Origin of the sequence: Paenibacillus lupini, from assembly GCF_011761355.1 — a bacterium.
Lineage (GTDB): Bacteria > Bacillota > Bacilli > Paenibacillales > Paenibacillaceae > Pristimantibacillus > Pristimantibacillus lupini.
This window is the reverse complement of the sequence record NZ_JAASRW010000004.1, coordinates 119,201-138,095: the sequence shown is the minus strand read 5'-3', so window position 1 is coordinate 138,095 and position 18,895 is coordinate 119,201. Positions and strand designations below refer to the sequence as shown.

The 18,895-nt window shown below is 47.4% G+C and carries 18 protein-coding genes and 1 pseudogene; 2 read left to right on the top strand and 17 right to left on the bottom strand.

What is annotated here, in order from left to right:
• Positions 1-12 precede the first annotated feature (12 nt).
• The 6 genes from FHS17_RS14055 to FHS17_RS14030 all read right to left on the bottom strand — a co-directional run bounded on the left by FHS17_RS14055 (position 13) and on the right by FHS17_RS14030 (position 3,996).
• On the bottom strand, positions 13-456 hold the full coding sequence (locus FHS17_RS14055) for a hypothetical protein (RefSeq protein ID WP_167279048.1): 444 nt from the start codon (positions 454-456) through the stop codon (positions 13-15).
• A 120-nt stretch (positions 457-576) separates the two neighbouring features.
• A complete protein-coding gene (locus tag FHS17_RS14050; RefSeq protein ID WP_167279047.1) occupies positions 577-951 on the bottom strand; it encodes a VOC family protein in 375 nt (124 codons plus the stop codon).
• An 87-nt stretch (positions 952-1,038) separates the two neighbouring features.
• Complete coding sequence (locus tag FHS17_RS14045; RefSeq protein WP_167279046.1) at positions 1,039-1,464, bottom strand: YciI family protein; 426 nt, start codon at positions 1,462-1,464, stop codon at positions 1,039-1,041.
• Between the two features lie 5 nt (positions 1,465-1,469).
• Entirely contained in the window at positions 1,470-2,732 is a 1,263-nt protein-coding gene (locus tag FHS17_RS14040; RefSeq protein ID WP_167279045.1) for a sigma-70 family RNA polymerase sigma factor, read from the bottom strand.
• Positions 2,729-3,163 (bottom strand): YciI family protein, encoded by a 435-nt coding sequence (locus FHS17_RS14035; RefSeq protein ID WP_167279044.1) that lies wholly within the window; start codon positions 3,161-3,163, stop codon positions 2,729-2,731. The genes FHS17_RS14040 and FHS17_RS14035 overlap by 4 nt, the downstream gene beginning before the upstream one ends.
• Before the next feature lie 26 nt (positions 3,164-3,189).
• Complete coding sequence (locus FHS17_RS14030; protein ID WP_167279043.1) at positions 3,190-3,996, bottom strand: alpha/beta fold hydrolase; 807 nt, start codon at positions 3,994-3,996, stop codon at positions 3,190-3,192.
• Positions 3,997-4,145: 149 nt separating this feature from the next.
• Here FHS17_RS14030 and FHS17_RS14025 point away from each other — a divergent pair, with 149 nt between their 5' ends.
• On the top strand, positions 4,146-4,568 hold the full coding sequence (locus FHS17_RS14025; protein ID WP_167279042.1) for a GNAT family N-acetyltransferase: 423 nt from the start codon (positions 4,146-4,148) through the stop codon (positions 4,566-4,568).
• On the opposite strand, the gene FHS17_RS14020 is transcribed toward FHS17_RS14025, so the two are convergent.
• From FHS17_RS14020 to FHS17_RS30585, 9 genes and pseudogenes are all read right to left on the bottom strand, one after another.
• Positions 4,565-5,092 (bottom strand): hypothetical protein, encoded by a 528-nt coding sequence (locus FHS17_RS14020; RefSeq protein WP_167279041.1) that lies wholly within the window; start codon positions 5,090-5,092, stop codon positions 4,565-4,567. The two genes, FHS17_RS14025 and FHS17_RS14020, sit on opposite strands and share 4 nt — an antisense overlap.
• A gap of 5 nt (positions 5,093-5,097) precedes the next feature.
• Entirely contained in the window at positions 5,098-5,571 is a 474-nt protein-coding gene (gene ybaK, locus FHS17_RS14015; RefSeq protein ID WP_167279040.1) for a Cys-tRNA(Pro) deacylase, read from the bottom strand.
• 339 nt (positions 5,572-5,910) lie between these two features.
• On the bottom strand, positions 5,911-7,983 hold the full coding sequence (locus tag FHS17_RS14010) for a glycosyl hydrolase 115 family protein (RefSeq protein ID WP_167279039.1): 2,073 nt from the start codon (positions 7,981-7,983) through the stop codon (positions 5,911-5,913).
• 83 nt (positions 7,984-8,066) lie between these two features.
• A complete protein-coding gene (locus FHS17_RS14005) occupies positions 8,067-9,413 on the bottom strand; it encodes an extracellular solute-binding protein (protein ID WP_167279038.1) in 1,347 nt (448 codons plus the stop codon).
• A 114-nt stretch (positions 9,414-9,527) separates the two neighbouring features.
• Complete coding sequence (locus FHS17_RS14000) at positions 9,528-10,790, bottom strand: response regulator transcription factor (protein ID WP_167279037.1); 1,263 nt, start codon at positions 10,788-10,790, stop codon at positions 9,528-9,530.
• Positions 10,768-12,519: a sensor histidine kinase gene (locus FHS17_RS13995; protein ID WP_167279036.1), complete on the bottom strand. Its 1,752-nt coding sequence runs from the start codon at positions 12,517-12,519 to the stop codon at positions 10,768-10,770. Before FHS17_RS13995 ends, FHS17_RS14000 begins: the two co-directional genes overlap by 23 nt.
• A 77-nt stretch (positions 12,520-12,596) precedes the next feature.
• Positions 12,597-13,436: a carbohydrate ABC transporter permease gene (locus tag FHS17_RS13990; RefSeq protein ID WP_167279035.1), complete on the bottom strand. Its 840-nt coding sequence runs from the start codon at positions 13,434-13,436 to the stop codon at positions 12,597-12,599.
• Positions 13,436-14,392, bottom strand: coding sequence for a carbohydrate ABC transporter permease (locus tag FHS17_RS13985; RefSeq protein ID WP_167279034.1), 957 nt, complete (start codon positions 14,390-14,392; stop codon positions 13,436-13,438). Before FHS17_RS13985 ends, FHS17_RS13990 begins: the two co-directional genes overlap by 1 nt.
• Positions 14,393-14,880: 488 nt before the next feature.
• A pseudogene (locus tag FHS17_RS30585) lies at positions 14,881-15,057 on the bottom strand (hypothetical protein); the annotation flags it as partial.
• 310 nt (positions 15,058-15,367) lie between these two features.
• On the opposite strand from FHS17_RS30585, the gene FHS17_RS13980 reads away from it, so the two are divergent.
• The gene (locus tag FHS17_RS13980) at positions 15,368-15,832 is read left to right on the top strand and encodes a hypothetical protein (RefSeq protein WP_167279033.1); all 465 of its coding nucleotides are present in this window, start codon (positions 15,368-15,370) and stop codon (positions 15,830-15,832) included.
• A 204-nt stretch (positions 15,833-16,036) separates the two neighbouring features.
• Here the strand turns inward: FHS17_RS13980 and FHS17_RS13975 are convergent, their stop codons facing one another.
• Together FHS17_RS13975 and FHS17_RS13970 are read right to left on the bottom strand one after the other, a co-directional pair.
• Positions 16,037-17,176 carry a toxic anion resistance protein gene (locus tag FHS17_RS13975; RefSeq protein WP_167279032.1) on the bottom strand — a complete coding sequence of 380 codons (1,140 nt, stop codon included), beginning with the start codon at positions 17,174-17,176 and terminating at the stop codon, positions 16,037-16,039.
• 21 nt (positions 17,177-17,197) lie between these two features.
• On the bottom strand, positions 17,198-18,886 hold the full coding sequence (locus FHS17_RS13970) for a vWA domain-containing protein (RefSeq protein WP_167279031.1): 1,689 nt from the start codon (positions 18,884-18,886) through the stop codon (positions 17,198-17,200).
• Between the last annotated feature and the right edge of the window lie 9 nt (positions 18,887-18,895).

Below are 18,895 nucleotides of genomic sequence, written 5' to 3'. Positions count from 1 at the left end.
CTCTTATTTTTCTTATTCTCCTCCTCCAAGCATGTCCTGGACAGGTACTGCTCTCACATATTGACCTGGCGCCGCCTCGACCGCAATGGCGGATTCGACAGGAGCGCCTGTTATTTGATAGAGCCCCGTCCCCTCTTTATAGTAGTTGGACGTTTCATCATCCTCGTGATAGACCTCTTCCGTTAGAAGCTGCTTGATCGAACCGATCTTGCCGTCTACCGACTCTACTTTTTCATCCGATCCAACATAAATTCTGTCTTGAAATTTGATCATTTTATTAAAAGGCCAGCTTGCATCTCTGCTTGTGACCGTGTCGTTTGATTGCTTTAGCTTATCTTCAGTGCCTTGAGCAATGCTTACACCATTAGTATCGTTGGCGCCTTTCGTATCATTGCCGTTACCGCAGGCAGATAGCAATATAACAATGAACAGTATAGTAATCATGCCTATTTTCATCAGTCATTCCTCCCCTATTCACCTACACCTAAAACGTGATATAGGGATCAGAAGTTGCTTGCTTATTCCAAAATAAAAAAGCCCTGATGATCTACATGATCATCAGGACCTGTCATTGATTTATTTTCTCTCCATCACGGCGAAGTAGTTGTCTTCCTCATCAGCAAAGTTAAATACTCGTCCGAAAGGCAGTTCTACCAGCTCTCCGACTTTAACGTTCTTATTCTTAAATTCGCTATACAGTTCATCCAGCTTGTCAGAGAAGAACATGAGCGAAGGCGTGCCGAGGTTTACTCCCATCGACATTTTGGCAACTACTTCTTTATCATGGAGAATGATCGATGTTTGTGCGCCTTCGGGAGCAAGCTCAATCCATTTCTGGCCCATCGCTTCTTCCTCAGCGACAACTTTAAAGCCAACTTTCTCCGTCCAGAATTCCTTTGCCTTCTCCTGGTCATTCACGTACAACATCACTTGCCCGAGTTGATTAATCATTACCTGTAACACTCCCTAAATTAGAGTAATTGCCAAGCTCTATGCTATCATAATTGCCCGTCAACTGTAAGCTCATAAGCCTTGAAACTACAATCGAAGATAATCTTTTAATTCAGCCTCCAGCGTGAACAGCTTTGGATCACGCGAATTCTCCTTCTTATCCTCCAGCCTTCGTAGTTCAATCGCATAGGAAGCACCACGTTCTGCTGGAATCGGCATACGCATCGCCCAGTCGAGTGCCTCTTCTTCCGTGTCGACATTAATCAACGTAAACTCCGCAACAAGCGCCGGATCGATTGGAAAAGGTCCCGCCAAAACCTCCGGCTTTTCGCTGCCCTTTGCATACGTAATTCGTATCCCTGCTGAGCTTGGCCGAAGCTCCTCGGCGGCAAGCAATACACCTGCCTCAGCCAGAGAGTGCTGATACGCAAGCATGGCGGCGTTATGTTCCTCGCTTGGTTTCACTCTTGCCTCGGTATATCCATTTGCCTTCACCATGAGCATATATCGCATAATGGCTATCCTCCTTCCTGCAAGCATGCTGCTGCGCGCTTCTGCAATAACGTTCGCTCCTGCTCATTACGAGTCATGGCAGCAGCACGTTCAAACTCGGTACGGGCTTCTTCCAAACGTCCCAGCTTCTCCAATAGATCACCACGAACGCTTGGAAGCAGATGATAGCCTTGCAGCGAAGGCTCCCCGTACAACTCATCGACAAGCTGCAGTCCATAGGCAGGACCAAATGCCATGGCGATGGCTACAGCACGGTTTAACTCCACAATAGGTGAAGGCGTTATTCTGAGCAGCGCTTCATATAGGGCAGCAATTCGAATCCATTCCGTATCCGACGGGGTACGAGCCACCGCATGGCAAGCCGTGATGGAAGCCTGAATCGCATACGGACCAAGCGTTCGTCCCAGCTTCCGCGCATGTTCCAAGGCAGTAAGCCCACGGCGGATAAGTAATTGATCCCACTGCGCCCGGTTCTGATCCATGAGAAGTACAGGTTCCCCTTTTGCATTAATCCGTGTTCGGAGTCGTGAAGATTGGATTTCCATTAAGGCAACTAGTCCATGAACCTCCGGTTCGCTTGGTGCAATGGCGGCAAGGATACGCCCTAGTCTAAGCGCTTCCTGGCAGAGTAGCGGGCGTGTCCAATTCTGTCCGGAGGTTGCGGAATACCCTTCGTTAAACATGAGATAGATGACCTCAAGCACAGCGGATAACCGTTCCGCAAGCTCTTTGCCCACCGGTACCTCAAAGGGGACTTTCTCTGCATTTAACGTCCTTTTCGCCCGGACAATCCGCTGGGCAACTGTTGATTCCGCCGTTAGAAAAGAGCGAGCAATCTCATCGGTCGTCAGCCCGCATAACAAGCGAAGGGTTAGAGCAACTCTGGCATCCTGTGATAACACGGGGTGGCAGGTCATAAAAATCAAGCGGAGGAGATCATCCTCGATCTCTCCATCCAAGGCACGATCGATATCGTCTTCTGTATATAAATCTATTTCCCGGGCTATTTCGACATATTTCTGATCACGAAGCTTGTTACGCCGCAGCAAATCAATAGCCCGGCGCTTCGCCGTGGTCATGAGCCAAGCCCCCGGATTATCAGGGATGCCAGACTCCGGCCAACGATCAAGTGCAATAACCAAGGCATCCTGAGCAAAATCCTCTGCAAGCCCCACATCTCTCACCATCCGCACTAATCCGGCAATCAGCTTCGCCGACTCCATACGCCAGATCGTATCAATGGTGCGATGGGTTTGGGAGGCGCTCACGCCTTTTTAAGCTCATCTACCTGCTTGCGAAGAGCTTCTTCCTTAGCTCGTGATACGGGGTCTTCCATAAGTTCCTCAAACTCGAATACTTGGCGAAGTTCAATCTCACCTTGTCCGAAGCCATGTGGGTCCGGCATACGAAGCGCCCACTCAATCGCTTCTTCTCTTGATTTCACTTCAATGAGCGTATACCCCGCTATCATTTCTTTCGCTTCGGTGAATGGACCATCCACCACCTTCGGCTTCCCTCCAGGCTCCGGATACGATATCCGAATACCACTTGCGCTCGACATCAATCCATCGGCGGCCAGCAGGACACCTGCTTTCACCAGCTCTTCGTTATATTTTTGCATCGCATCGATTAGCTCCTGACTTGGCAGAACGCCCGCTTCCGAATCCGTTGTTGCTTTTACAATCATCATAAATCTCATATCCATAACCTCCTGTTTTATATGATTTAGACTGCGAAAAATGACATGAGCTCCTGCGACACCATCGTGGTGTGCAGCTTCTTCGTATGGCCAAGACCCTTCTTGCTGATAAGCTGTGCATTCGGCAATACTTCAGCCGTTTCCTGCGCAGCATGGCGCAGCGTTGCTGGACTCTCTGTGCCTTCCAGCACAAGCGTTGGCATCGTCACGGCCTTCCATTTTTCCCGAGGCAGCGATTGACCTCCTACATAACCTTTGAGCAGGGCCGCATCATAAGGCAACGTATGTGCAACAGCCATCAGCCTCGACCACACTCCCGGCATAATTCTCATTAACGGAATAACGAAGGAAGGTGCCCCCATACCCTTGGTCATAAAATATTTGATGGCTTCGGCGCGCCGATCAGCAGCAATTAACTTCGCGACATATTCGGTAAAATCACTCGGCGGTTTGGGATCCGATGCTTGAACAATAAACGGCGGCTCATGCAGCGCGAGCTTCGTAATGCTGGATCCACTCGCTGCCGCCTGCAGTGCAAGCACCGCACCGGAGGATAATCCCCAGACATAGGCGGAACCACCTGCTTCCTGAATGATGGCATTCAGGTCCTCGATCTCACGTTCAATCGCATAAGACGAGGCATCGCCGCTGTCGCCGCGGCCACGGCGGTCATAGTTGTAGACGGTGTATTGCTTAGACAAAGCTTGAGCAAGCTCAACCTGACCCGGAAACTTCCTATAGCTGAATGCCCCCGCTACCAGTATGAGCGCTGGACCATGCCCGGTTTTATCATAAGCAATCTTAGTGCCGTCCTTTGAAATTACAGTTTTCATTTTGTATCTCCCCTAACGATTGTTTTTGCGCTTCTTACTATAACAACGAACGAACAAAGAGAAGATCGACATCGTTATGAAAAGAATTTCAAAAAAGTTTTTGCAGGGTTATCACTCTGTTTCACGAATGGTTCATTGAGGTGATTCTTATGTTAACGTTGCGAGTATGTACAGAAGAAGATTTGGAGCTTCTGGCTGAGCTGAATAAGCAGCTTATTGAGGATGAGCGTCACGATAATACAATGAATATCGAACAACTGAAAGTGAGAATGCGGCAGTTTATTCGTACAGATTATAACGCCTACCTGTTTAAGAGGGAAGACGAAATGATCGGCTATGCGTTAGTAGATCATACTAGGAAGCCTTTGTATGTAAGACAGTTCTTCATCTGTCGTGAACAAAGAAGGAATAGATATGGCAAGTTGGCTTTCGAGATGCTGCTTGAGCGGCTAGATACAGAGGATATCGATATCGATGTGATGCATGGGAATGAGACGGGCTATGCATTCTGGAAGTCGCTTGGATTCAGAGAAAGAAGCATCTATATGCGGCGGAATAAGGGAGAATTCTAAAAAGAATCGCTCCCGCAAACCACAATATTCCATTGTGCTAACTGTGGCATGGATGCTCGCTGTTCCTTAGTCATTAGGGCACAGATTTGGCCCGGTTTATTGCCTTCTCTTAACGTAAATAGAGCAGGCACTGTAATCGGCGCACCCTTTGCTTGAAACGTGAGTTCAGCGTGACCGCTGCATACACAGCCATCATCAAAATCAGCATTAATACGGCCATACTTCACTAGTCGGAACGGCTGAAGCTGCTTTAGACTTTCTTTATTAAGCGGCTCACCGAACCGACTGACCGCCTCATCGTAATGCTGCTGCTGAACAGCTTTCAAAAAATGGCTGACATTCCGTTCCCCCTTAAATTGTTTCCATAGAACATTACCGAAGTAGCTGAGAAAAAGCACAGCCCATGCCAGCAATAAGGACAACAGAATGGATACACCTATTCTTCCAATAATCTTCAATCGGGTCACCGATCCTTCAACTGACAAGTTAATATCATCAGGCTTGCCGTTTCGAGGATCGTTCAATCTTTTTAATCTACAATATCAACTAATCTTCCTTCTGAAGCCTTTGCCAGATCGTTTCCACTGAGGAAGATTTGCAGTCCGCGCCTACCTGCGCTGATACTGACCAATTCCATCGAAAGCACGGATTCGTGCAAGTAGAACGGGTACTTCTTCTTCATTCCAAGAGGTGATACTCCACCACGGATGTATCCGGTAAGAGCCTCGATCTCTTTAACCGCGACCATCTCTACCTTCTTATTGCCGCTTACTTTCGCGAGACTTTTCAGGTTCAGTTCCTTATCCCCCGGGATGCAGGCAGCAATTACTCCCGTCTTATCTCCTCTTAGAACTAAAGTTTTATATAAATGATTTGGCGGTAAGCCCACCTTGGCAGCAACGGTATCGACGTCGAGCTGATCCTCATCCCACTCGTACTCATGTAAGGTATAGGAAATACGCATGGAGTCCAGTTTCCGGCAGGCGTTTGTTTTGATAGACATGATTGAATTAACCTCATTTCGTGCGCTATATATCTATTAACTATACCAAGGAATCCGGGCTGGAACCATTTCTCACGAGTAAAAAAAGAACTTAAGGTCCCTAAAGGACCTTAAGCTCTATGATGCTGGCCTATATGGAGAGGTTAAGGTCCTTTAGGCACCTTAAATACAAAATGAGCGCTAAAATCTCGCCGTTTGTTGTGTATTTTGCAGAGCTTAAGGTCCCCAAAGGGCCTTAAGTTGCATGATGCTGGCTTATTTGATGAGGTTAAGATCCTTTAGGGGCCTTAACTCTTGGCTGTACGGCGTAAGACAGAGGCTATTTCTGCTATAAGCCAACTAGTGTCCAGCTGAGTTAAACCTCTCATCCAATCTCTTAGCGAGCTCATCATCTTGCAGCGGATTGCGATGTGTATTTTCCAAGTAGATATGCTTCTCAGTCTCTGGCATCAGATATTCCTTGTACCAGAGGAACATATCTGGGCTGTCTCCTTGCAGACGCAGGAATTTACGAGCTGTCTCACAATGGTTAACGGTATTAGCTATGTTGGTCAACCAATCTGCACGGTAAAAGTTGTCCCATTGTCCAGTTGCTGCGCGGTCTAATGCCTCTTGTCCAGCCGTGTAATTCCATATGGCATGAGAAGCATGTATGAATGCCTGAGGATATTGCTCTACATGGCAGCTCTCATAAGCCGCACAGATAGAAGCAAGTCCTTTGCATCCACTCAGATGCAGTTCAATTTGCACGAGCAGTTGAACAGCAAGCCTATTCCGCTCAACTTCCGTTAATCGGTCCGCCACCGCTATGCCTTGCTTCAACAGTTGCTCCCATCCAGGGATCGCCTGCTCCGCTTTCTGTCTGAACCACTTTACTTGTTCAATAAAGGAAACATCACCTGACGCCCAGATAAGACGGGTATTCGTATCCGTTCTTCCCTGCAGCCAATGTCCCACAATCATACGAGCAGGATGATGATAGAACTCATCTCCCGCACGGTCATCGTCATTTGGTCCGTAGTGGATCGTATTCTCCGCATAATCCTGATACAGCCGAATGATACTCTCTTGCTCTGAAGAGTAGAACCGCTCCACAAACGAACGTAGTTGCGTATCAGCATCAGCTTTTCCATCTCGCCATAACTGCGCACATAAATCAAGTGTATACAGATGCGGCAAAATGTTCCCTGCATTAACAAGCAAATACCCGCTCGCCCCTACGGCAAATGCGTTACTAAGCTCATCAACGATAAGCTGAGCAGATGCTGGAAACTGCGTCAAATGATTGGATGCCTGCAGATCATGGAACGTCACATGATAATACACACCGTTCTTCCCTTCATCTCCAATCTCCGGCAGCGCGGGTACACGCAGATTCAGATTGCCATGTCTTCTTGATACCATTTTGCCGTAGCCATTATCTGCCCACATTTTAATAACACCATCTGGCACTTGAATATGACCCTGCTTGTACAGCTCAGCGATCTCCCCGTACATTGCCATAGAGCAGACAGGCTGATCCACTTGTTCAGCGATCATGTCATACTGCTTCTGTACAACGGAGGAGATCAGCCTCCCACGTTTCTCAGGTGTATCGAATGCCGGGTCGTTTTCCCAAAATGGCTTATCACCTTGTCCCCGGAACGACAGCACCCAAACAATCTTATCTTTCTTCTGATGTTCGATCGCTTCACGCCATAACTGCTCGAATAATTCCGGATGCTCCTTGTAGCTGGCCTGCTTACCTGGGAAAGCCCTCAGGAACATCTCCGCACCAAGCGGCTCCGCATGATGATGTGTAATCCAAAGCCCCATCTCTGCAGCAAGCTTCGCATGAATGCCAGTCTTAGGAAGGTCAGTGCCCGGAATGACCATATTGCCTCCGCAGCGAAGTAAAGCTTCGAATACCGGCATCCATACTTCCTCTGATGGAGGGTATTGCTCCTTCCAGCCAATTAGGCATACCTCGTCGTTCACGAACCAGCCTCGATAGCGAACCTTCGATTCCACGCTTACATATGGGATAGCGGGCACTAAAATTGAATCACGCTTTGCAGGAGCAAGCTCCGCCCAGAACCAGAACGGATCGACACCCAGCACCGTATGGCTATAATGAAGAAGGCCATAAATAACGCCTAATTCATCCCTGCCGATAATGTGCAGCATAGGCCCTGCTTCCCCATCTACAAATTGAAAACAAAAGCCTTCCGCCCAATCCGGACATAAATCTCCCTCTTTAGCATAACGAATTACGATACCTGCGTTGCCACCAAGCCTTGGAATCTCTCCGAAGACAGCCTCATGATCACGCACAACCATGCTCCAGACATGCTTAATAGGCGTACTCCACTCTGTACGAATGTCATATCCCGTTGCCGCATTAATGATTAACCCGCTTAATCCCTCTCTCATCTTTCCACTCCCCGTCTAAAAGGTTCCTACAAAAGCAAGAGGACCGGCCCAGAAAACCGGCCAATCCTCACTACACTCCATACTTATTTTTTCGCTTCTTCTGCGTATTTCGCAGCGACTTTCATGAGTTCTTCATATGCTTCTTCTGGAGTCGATTGGTCGAATTGCAGCTTTTCTACAACCGTTTTGTAGTCGTTCTTGAACGTGCCCCAGCCTTTAGGGTCATTAATAAACGGTTGTGCATCAGGAGTCACTTTGCTCAGGAAATCAAGGGATACTTTATCGGCATCGCTGAAGCTCGGCTCAATAGCAGCAACAACTTTAGAGCTGACCGGCGTACCACGCTGCAGACCAAGCGTCTTGCCTGCTTCTTCATTGTTAATGAACCAATCCACGAACTCAATCGCTTCTGCCTGATGCTTGGATTGTGCGTTTACGCTCCAGAACATGCTAGGCTTCAGCCAGCCGCCAGCTTCCGTTCCCTTTGGCATCGAGGCAAAACCAAAAGCACCAGGCTTCAAAGCCTCCATAGCACTTACTTGGTTCGAGAAAGTATGACGCAGCACAGCAGTGCCGTTAATTACGCTGTCTAGCTGCGGATCAAGCTCTTTATCCGTTGTTGTAATGTCGGCAGGTGTCAGAATCCCTTTCTGACGAAGTTCACCCATTTTGGTCATATAATTGATCCATGTTGCTTTATCAATCGCGAAGTTGCCTTCCGCATCAAAGATATAGCCTTTGCCTTGGCTGTATTGGTACGAAGTGTAATCAACCAAGTCAGCGCTTTGATCAACCATCACATATTTGTCTTTGCCAAGCTTCGCTTTAGCTGCCTCACCAAATGCGAAGAGATCATCCCAACTCCAGCCGAATGTCGGTGCTGTAAGGTCAAGCTTTTCTACAACCGTTTTGTCGTATACCATACCAAGCGCCGCAACGCCAAGCGGCATGGCATATAACGTGCCGTTTACTTTACCGCCGTCAACGGTTGCCGAATCCATATTTGCGACATCCAAATCCTTCAGGTCGGCGAGCAGCCCCCTGCCAGCATAATCGTTGACATAAGCAGCATCCATCTGGATGATGTCTGGTGCGTTTTTAGCCGAGTATTGCACAGCAAGCTTATCGAAATAGCCATCCCAGCCGGAGAATTGGGTTTGGAACGTTACGTTTGGATGAAGCGCTTGATCAAGTGCTTTGAGTGTTGCATCATGACGCGGCTGTGAGCCCCACCATGCAATCGTCAAAGTTACCTTTTCATCATTGCTTGCTGCTCCACCGTTATTGCTGGCAGCGGTATCGCTTGGTGCCGTACTATCAGCTGGCGTGTTAGTCGAGTTGTTTCCCCCATTGTTGCCACAAGCTGCAGACGTCACCATCATCAGAGTTAAAGCGGTTGCAAGAATCCCTTTTTTAGTAGACTTCTTCACTATATATACCCCCCTGCGCTAGACGGGCTAGCGGTTATAAATGAATCTTACCACCCGTCAAATTGACCGTATAGAAGAGTAATGAACACAAAACTTTCAGTATTCATTACAAAATTACTGCTTCATAAGTTCACTTGGCGTTATACCACAATACTTTTTGAATAGGGTCGTGAAATAAGGAACATTCTGGTATCCCACCATCTCCGACACCTCATAGATCAGATGTTTCCCTTCGAGCAAAAGCACCTTGGCTTTCTCAATTCTCACCCGTATAACGTAGTTGGTGAAAGTCTCGCCTGTTACTTTTTTGAACAATTGATTCAGGTAGTTCTTCGAGATATAGAGCTGGGATGCCAATTGCTCAAGTGTAATATCCTCAGCATAATGGACATGGACATATTCAATCATGAATTGAACGGCCTTCCGATGCTTCTCATGGATGGTGTTATAAGATAGCTCAGTTCGTGAACTCTCCTCTTCCTGCTCTTTACTCGGATCCTCAAGCAGCCCTTGCAGAGCTTCATCACAGGAGGCTTTAACCTCATTCCAGGATTTCTTCGTCCTGCCAAGGCCAAACCGTGCATCTAGACCAATATAACCCTTCAAATTATCAACGATCAGCCCACCCAGCCGTTCTGCCAAAGCTGCTGTCTGCTGCGCTTCCGCGCCTTGCTCCGAACGTAGAAGAACAGCCGCATAGTTACCAAAGAGCCATACGAAGCTTGCCGTCTGTCCTTCTCCTCCAAGTACCTCTTCACTAATATTAGCAACAGCGAACCGGAACAGATTCCAGTCCGCAATCGATATGTTACGGGTTCGTTCCGTCCACAAGACTTCGATAACCATTACGGTAAACTGCTTATTCCGCCACTCGGATAATGCTGCGGGCAATTCCTCTGGCTGGCTCAAGCCGTTCAGAATTGAGGCCGTCCATTCCTCCTGCCGCCAATTCACCGCCGGATCGCTTGGCACAACGGTCTGCTCCAGTCGCTGTAGATACATTTCCTCCAGCTTCTGAATGGTCTCGGCCAGCACCTGACGGATTTGATCCACCGTGACCGGTTTCGTTAAATAATCATCCACGCCAAGTCGGAGAGCCGTACGTGCATATTCAAAATCATTATAGCCGCTCAGAATAACGAACCTGCCCGTGAACGCTTTATTTTTCAACGCCTCAATCATCTGAATTCCGTTCATCTCTGGCATATAAATATCCGTGAGCACGATATCCGGATTCACTTCTTCAATCAGCTTAAGCCCTGCTTCCCCGTCAATCGCTTCACCCGCAAACTCTGCATCAAGCTCTTCCCAAGGGATCGCCTTCCGCAGACCTCTCACAACCTGAAAGTCATCATCAATAATGACTATTTTCCACATCCTGTTGTTCCCCTTTCTGCTTTAAACTCTCCAGCTTTGGAAGACGAATGGTCGCCTCGGTTCCGCCTTCTGGAGAGTTACCAAGCGTAAAACCATATTTATTACCAAACAGAGCTTCTATCCTCTCCCGTACATTACGAAGCCCGTAGCCGCCTTTTGCACTCCGCTTCTCCTGCCAGTCTTCACGCAGTTTCCGTCCGTCATCCCGTAACACAATAAGGAGTTCGTCAAAGCTGACGCTGACAGAGATAATAAGGGATGCCTGCTGTTTGCCATGGAAACCGTGAACGAAAGCATTCTCGACAAAAGGCTGCAAGATCACCTTAGGTACAAACAGCTTGCCCGCCTCCTCCGGAACATCCAGCGTGTACGAGAGCCGATCTTCCCAGCGAATCTTCTGGAATTGCAGATAGCTTTCAATATGAGTCAGTTCCTCTGTTAAAGGAACCAGACTATTCGTATTTGTTAATGATAATCGGAAAAATTGGCCCAAATGCGATAGCATACTGCTGATCTGCGGCTGGTCCGCTTCAATCGCCATCCAGTTCACCTGATCAAGCGAATTATATAGAAAATGAGGGTTAATCATCATTTGCAGTGCTTTGATCTCCGCCGCACGCTGCTGCTCATGCTTCTCTTCCAGCGTTTCATACAGCTGTTCGATACGTTGCATTAATTTCTCATACCCCTGGAATAACGTGCCGAATTCATTCTTATAATCGGTGGGCAACGGACTTTTCTTATTCAATGAGAAGCTACTCATCGTCTTCAGCAGCAAGCCGATTGGCTTGATAAATTGGCGAGACAGAAATACGGCAAGGATTAGAATCACAATAATGGTCGCAATACCCAGTGCCAGTATCGTTCTGGTCTGTTTCAGACTGCCCGCTGTAATCTGCCTCCATGATGTGACCTCAAGCAGAGACCAATTGGAATCCTTCGACGAGGTCCACACCAGAAATTCATCGCCTGTACGCTTCGCACCGGAGTTATGTTCCTCGAGAAGGCCCTCGATCTCGGCTTGATGAGTGTTAAAAAAGTCTGCTTTGCCAATATGCGTGATCAGCTTGCCCGTTGCATCAAGCAGAGCAAGATTTGACCTGCTGTCCTCCGTTGTAATGAGAGATTGAAAATCGGGCACTTTCACATTAAATACCATAACGGCAAATGCCCGGTTAAACCGGTTGTACACCTTGCGGGCAAAGCTGATAACCGGCATATCACCGCTATTCGTTTTAATAATCCGCTCACCTAACCAGGCTTCATCGGAAAGCTTAAGATCCTTATACCAGGCTTCCTTCTCCATACCATCCATCGAAAGAAACTGAACATACTCCTGAACATTATAGGAAGGGGTAAGATTCGAGTACACATGGATGGAATGAAGAATAGGCATGCCATACACATAGTTGTTTAGTTGTGCTCTAATATTCGCTTGCCCCCGTACCTGATCATATTTATTGCCGTCAGCCATCTCCTCGTACAAATCACTGAAATTAAGAGCTGCTGTATTAGAGCTTTGTTCAATATCCTTGAGATTGGTAGTCAGCTTCTTATGAATCTCAACGAGCACCTTCTGCTGATAATAAGAGGTATTATCTGCTATTTCTTTCGAGCCGTTATAGTAACTGAAAGAGACCACGATAGCGACCAGAACGGTAACGATAAGTGCAAAACCAAAGAAAAAGACAAACTCAATTCGCATCGTCTTAAACGGATTACCTCGCAAGCCTATTCCTCCCGGCCTTGGAATGCAAAGAGAGCTGCGTCTGATCGCAGCCCAATTCCCATATGTTGGTTAATCTATTATCCTTTGAGTGCCCCCGCCGACATCCCTTCTACGAAATGACGCTGCGCCAAGAAGAAAATGACGACAGACGGCACAATCGAGCAAAGAGACATAGCAAGCAATTGTCCCCAAGGCACGGAGCCTTGCGAGTCAATAAACAACTTCAAAGCAAGGTTAATGGTGTAATGATTAATGCTATTAATATAAAGCATTTGTCCAAAGAAATCATCCCAGTTCCACAGGAAGCAGTAGATAGCAACCGTTACGAGAGCCGGCTTCACAAGCGGCAGCATAATGCGCCAGTAGATGCCGAACCACGAGCATCCGTCGATTTTGGCCGCTTCATCCAGCTCCTTCGGTACCGAACGCATGAACTGGACAAGAAGGTAGATAAAGAACGGACCACCGATCCCACCAGCGAGCAAATGAGGAATGTAGAACGGCAGGTAAGTGTTGATCCACCCCCATTTACTGAACATCACGTACTGCGGAACAACCGTAACCTGAGTTGGAAGCATCAGCGTAACGAGCATGATAGCAAACCAGAAATTTCTAAGCGGAAAGTCCAAACGGGCGAAGGCAAAAGCAACCAGACTGCAGGCTACAATACTCGTGAACAGAACGCCAAGGATCAGTTCAAACGTATTGAGGTAGAAATGGGTAAACGTAAAGTTTGGTGTAGATACCCAGCCTTCCGAGAAGTTAGCCCAATGTGGTACTTTCGGGAAAAGATTCGCTGAGCTCATCTCCTCGTTGGTTTTCAGAGAAGCACCTACCCACCAGAAGATCGGATACATCATAATCAGGCTGACAATCAGGAGGGAAATATGATTAAAGGAACTTTTGTATAACTTCATTATTTCTTCCCTCCTTGGTTCTCATAGAACACCCAATATTTCGAAGTGCCGAAGAGTACTGCGGCGAACAAGCCGATCAGGATCAGCAGGATCCAGGCAAGTGCGGATGCATAACCCATATGGAACTTCGTAAAGGCCTCTTCATATAGATACATCACGTAGACGAAGGTCGATTTAACCGGACCACCATTTGTAATGACAAATGACTGTGTGAACATCTGGAACGTATTAATCATCGTTTGTACGGCGTTAAACAGGATGATTGGTGAAAGCATCGGCAGTGTTACCGAGACGAACTGGCGGAACTTGCCCGCTCCGTCAACCGACGAAGCTTCATACAGGTCAGTCGGTATTTGCTTCAGACCAGCGAGGAAAATAATCATCGACGAGCCGAATTGCCATACCATCAATATAATAAGCGTGCCAAGCGCATACTTCGGATCAGCGATCCATGCCGGGCCTTTAATGCCGAAGATCCCCAGGAAATCATTAATAAATCCGTTGCGGCTGAAAATGTTTTTCCACAGAATCGATACTGCGATACTTGTACCAATCAGCGATGGGAAGTACACCATCGTGCGGTAGAACGACATCCCCTTCATCTTGCGGTTCAGCAGCATCGCAATACATAAAGCAAACATCAAGCGAAGCGGAACCGTCAGCAGTACGAAGGTAATCGTGATTTTAAGTGATTTCGGGAATACATCATCATCGGTGAAAATCTGCTTGTAGTTGTCGAAGCCAACCCAGTTCGGGGCAGCGAGCAATGAATAGTCGGTAAAGGAATAGTACAAGGACATAATCATAGGGCCAAGTGTCAGCAGCAGGAAGCCGATCAGCCATGGCGATAGAAACAGATAACCGGTGACAGGGGTCTCCCAACGCTTCGAGCGAATTTTCTTAACCTGACCCAGCTTCACAGAACCGGCAGTTTCTTTTATAGCAGCATTATTCATGTGGGTTACTCCAATCTTTCATTCTTGTGGACCTGTAATTTCATTATAGAATTGGGTCCCGAATGCTTGAAGGAGAGCAATGAATCGGTTTCTTTCACTATTTAACGATAAATAGCCGGGGCAAAACTGCGCATGTGAGTTTTTAATCGCGATGGCAAACTGCGCAAGTGAATGAGCTTCGATCATTTGACTTTAGCCAAAGTGATAACTACTATGGCTAAAGTCAGCTTGTATTTCGATGACTTGAATTTATTCACTAAGGTTGACATCGAAATACAAAGGCGAGCATTTAAAGCTTTCTGCAAGAAAGCTACTTCGTAAGCATAATCTTGTTTCTCAGCTTCATTCACTTGCTCCGTTTTGCCCGGCTATTTTTCTGGGGACACCAAAATGGTTGAGCATTAATCTGCTCAACCATTTTACATCTTAAGGCTCTGTTTTTGATTTTGAGCAAAAGAAAACCGCCTCATATAAAGGCGGTGATTGAACTAATGATTCCCCACAATCCTCAAGACCGGACAAGTCAAATCTGACATCCAATGCTTGTGTAAAGAATTCCTTCTAACCTCCAAACCAGTTTCATCATATAGCGATGCCCATTCTAAAAAAGCTTTTGATTGCTCGTAATTATTTCCTCCAGGTAAATAAAGAAATATAACTAAATCAATCTCTGGCGGGAATTCACATGGTGCTGTCGTATTACATAGCAAACTTAAAAAACCACGGTGCATTGGCTTGTCCGCCAAATGTTCCATCAGCGTTGTTAGTCAGCATCTTCAACTCTTGTGCCAGTGCAACATAACCAACTTTTCCATCTGATCCAACCAGACACCGTTCTCTTTTTAGCCCCTTATCTCATTAGTGAACGAACTCTATGAAACTATTAAAAAGGCGATATCCCTCCTTCATGCGCACAGGTGAATCTATGAAATCGCAAATACAATATATTAATTACAGCTAGAAGGAGTGGTAAGCTTGAAAACGAAAAGATTTAAAAAAACAACGGCAAAGAGAGTGGCCATAAGCAGTAAAATGAAATCGCAATTGGTTACGTTGTTGCAGAAACAAGCTAGTATAAAAAACAGTTCCAACAGCTCCACCGCATTGAGTACGGGCGTCATTAACAAAAGTACAGCTGTCACTATTGCCCACACCGAAATATTGAATCGCCGAAATTCGGCCATTACCGTAAGGGTCATCGTCATTAACTGGGATTCCGGCTCACCTGTCATACTGAGTACCACGAACCGTACAATTCCGGCCAACACGTTTAGCAGCTTTTCGACCAATGTCGGCGGTATCCAATTTCATTACGAGGTTGTCGTTATAACTTCAAGAACTACAAATGTCATTATCAACAACTTCGGCACGAACGCCGCCTTTGTACCGCAAGAGGGCAGTACGGTATTGAATAATGACTTAGTTAGAATCAGCTTATAACAGCAAAGTCCAAAAGTAATAAAAACCCTCGCATCAAACATGATGGCTGATGCGAGCTACATAAGCAGGCCAATCTGTCGAAGAGACATCTTCTTCTCCGAGTAGGAGCACGAAAAAAAAGCGACCTGCTACGGTCGCTTTTCTGTTGGAACTGTTCTCTTACCAGGTACTCCATGAACATAACTACGAAATCCGAACGCTTTTTTACAGCCCCAAAGCATTGCCCTTCTCAAGCCTCAAAATATGATTCTCGCCATCGTCAGCTAGCGTCCTGAACTGGTTGATGGTTTCCCTCATTTTCGGAAGTGCTTGCTGTTTGTACGAGCTGATTGAATCGAACGCGGACAGCACGTCTGCAAACGCTTGTTTCAAGGTATCGACCGAGACCGTAGCTTCTATGGCTTGCTGTTGAATGGCGACTCCTTGGTCCTTGAGCATCCGGGATGTGCCGGCGATAAGGTTCGTAGTCGTCTGATTCAAAAGTTCGATTTTCCTGAGAACGATGCCTTGATTATACAAGGCGCTCGCCACCGTAACGGCAATTTTCAAAGCAGAGATCGTGACCGTCTTCGCTCGGTCCACGCCGCGAATGAGCTCCTTATTATTGCGGATGACGACCTCATATGCCAAGATCCCCTGCTGATTGACGACCAGCATTTGCTGTAAATCCATGACACGCTGGCGCATCGGGAACAGGATTTCCTCGGTTATGAACCGAATCTTCTCGGGGTCTTCACCGTTCCTTTTGGCTGCTTCGATCTGGGCTTCGATGGATTCGTCCATGAGCATCCCGAGCTGAATTTCCTTCTTGAGCGTTTTGGTTAGCTTTCGGATATCATGCTGTTCGAGCTCCAGCGTCGTATTGTCGTTTCTGAGCACGGCACCGCCTTTATCGAGCGACACCACAATATCGGCAATCACATCGTCTGCCTTCTCGAACTTGAGGAAGTACGACCGCAGCGGATTAAATAGTTTTCCGAGAAATCCCTTCTTGGCAAAGTCGATCATGCTCGGATCCAGATCTTTCAGCTGTGTGTGCAATTCGGCCAGTCCCTTCGCAACCGGACCGCCCTCATCACCCGATTTCGCAAGATTGCCGACCGATACCTGCAGCAGCGTGTTTTTGTCGGAGGATCGTTTCATGGTGTTCAGACCGTAGGCATCGATCGATTGAAGAATCTCTTTGCGCTGGTCCAGGGACTCGACATCCAACGCCATTATCAACTCGACGTTCGAATCTGCTTCTTTTTTCAGCTTAGCCTCTTCCTCCGGTAATGGCCTTATCGTAGGCTCGATCTCGGCCGTCAGCTCCTCTGGACTAGATACGTTCATCGAAAATGCCATTGAAATTCCCCCTCGGAATGTTTACATTTGCACATTGAATAGATTACCGATCTTGTACACGACATCGTCCGTATCCGCGTTAATACTGGCCGCTTCGTTGATGCTGGAGATATTCTGCAGAGCTTGAATATTAGCGTTGTAGCCGATCGTATAGATCGGAATCTTATACGTCTCGATTAATCCCTTGATATCCTGCAGCGTATAGCCCTGGTTCGTCTCGCCATCGCTTAGGACGAAGATGAGGGGCTTGATGTTCGGGTCGATGGCCAATTGATCTTCAAGCATCTTCAGCGCTACGACAATCCCATCGAAAGTGGCCGTCCCACCACCGGACTGCAGACTATTCACCGCTCCGACGAACAAGGACTGCTGATTCGTGTCGAACTTCGCAATCGGCAGCTTGATTGTAACGCCGTCCGAATATGAGACGAGACCGATGCTATTGTCCTTGCCTAAGTACTTCTGCCCTTTCAAGAGCGACTCTTTCAAACGATTGATTGGCTCGCCGTCCATGCTGCCGGAAACGTCGGTAACGAAAACCGCCGTGATCGGCTTATTGCTATTCTTCTTCTCTTTCCATACCTTCTGTGCGGATATAAGCAGGTCGCCATCCACGGAGGCGAGTTCCGACTTGTAGGTATCAAGGCCATTAAATCCTTTTTCCTGCGCGGTTTTCATATATTTGTCCTGCGTCACGAACTCGGCAAATTTCTTGAGAATATCCAGCTTCTCCTGCGGCAGATCGCCTAATGCGTAGAGTGGACTATCGTGTCTGAACCCAAATGGCGTAAATACGTATCCACTTTTCAAATCGGCGGCGTTGACGTACGTCTGGTATTCAAGGACGAATCCGTCCAGGGCGCCGGTCTTTGCCGCATCGCGCATCTGAATGGTCGTGGAGGCGATGAACGGAACATTGGACTGGAACTTTTCGAACTCTTGAACCGCCTTATCGCTCAAAATATTGGTATTATCAAAAGTATGAAGTGCCGTTATGAGGAAATTTAATCCAGTGGAGCTTGCAAAGGGATCGGTATACCCCATGGAGAGCTCGTTATTTGCGATGGCTTCCGTGACGGATTGGATATTGACGGAGCCGTACTTCTCGATCATGGCGTCGTACTTTGCTTTTGCGATGACGATACCGGGAACATTGCCGACTAAACGTTTGGACACGAGCTGTGCTTTAACTCCACTCGCCTGAACCATTTCGCCCCATAGCTCATTCGAAGGGGTGAACGCATCGGGGATGTACTTGCCGGATTTGATATAGTCAGCGGCCGTACCCGAGGCGATATTACGAATCTTGACCGACACGGATTTTCCGTTCACGGTTATATTCGCGTTGTTAAACTCGGTCGCCACGTCCGTCAGCCATCCGTCGACGCCCGTTCCCGACTTTTCCGTGGACGAGAAAATCTCGACGAAATTGTCGTTCGTATTGTTCACCGTGACAGGAAACTTGCTGATGTCGGGCAAGGACGCGGCGACATCGACGGGATCCAAGTCGATTTGGCCTTTCACAGGTGTTTCGGTAGTCGGGGAGATTTTTTTGAACAGCTTGCTCAAACGATCCCCCGCATTCTCTTCCGTCACCTCTGCTTTCGATTTACCCAGATTGGAGGTCAAGGTTATCCCCGCATAAACAAGCCCGAAGACGACCACCAGAAGAACAGTAGAAATCAACAAAAACTTACTCTTTTTTTGCATCCAGGCCAC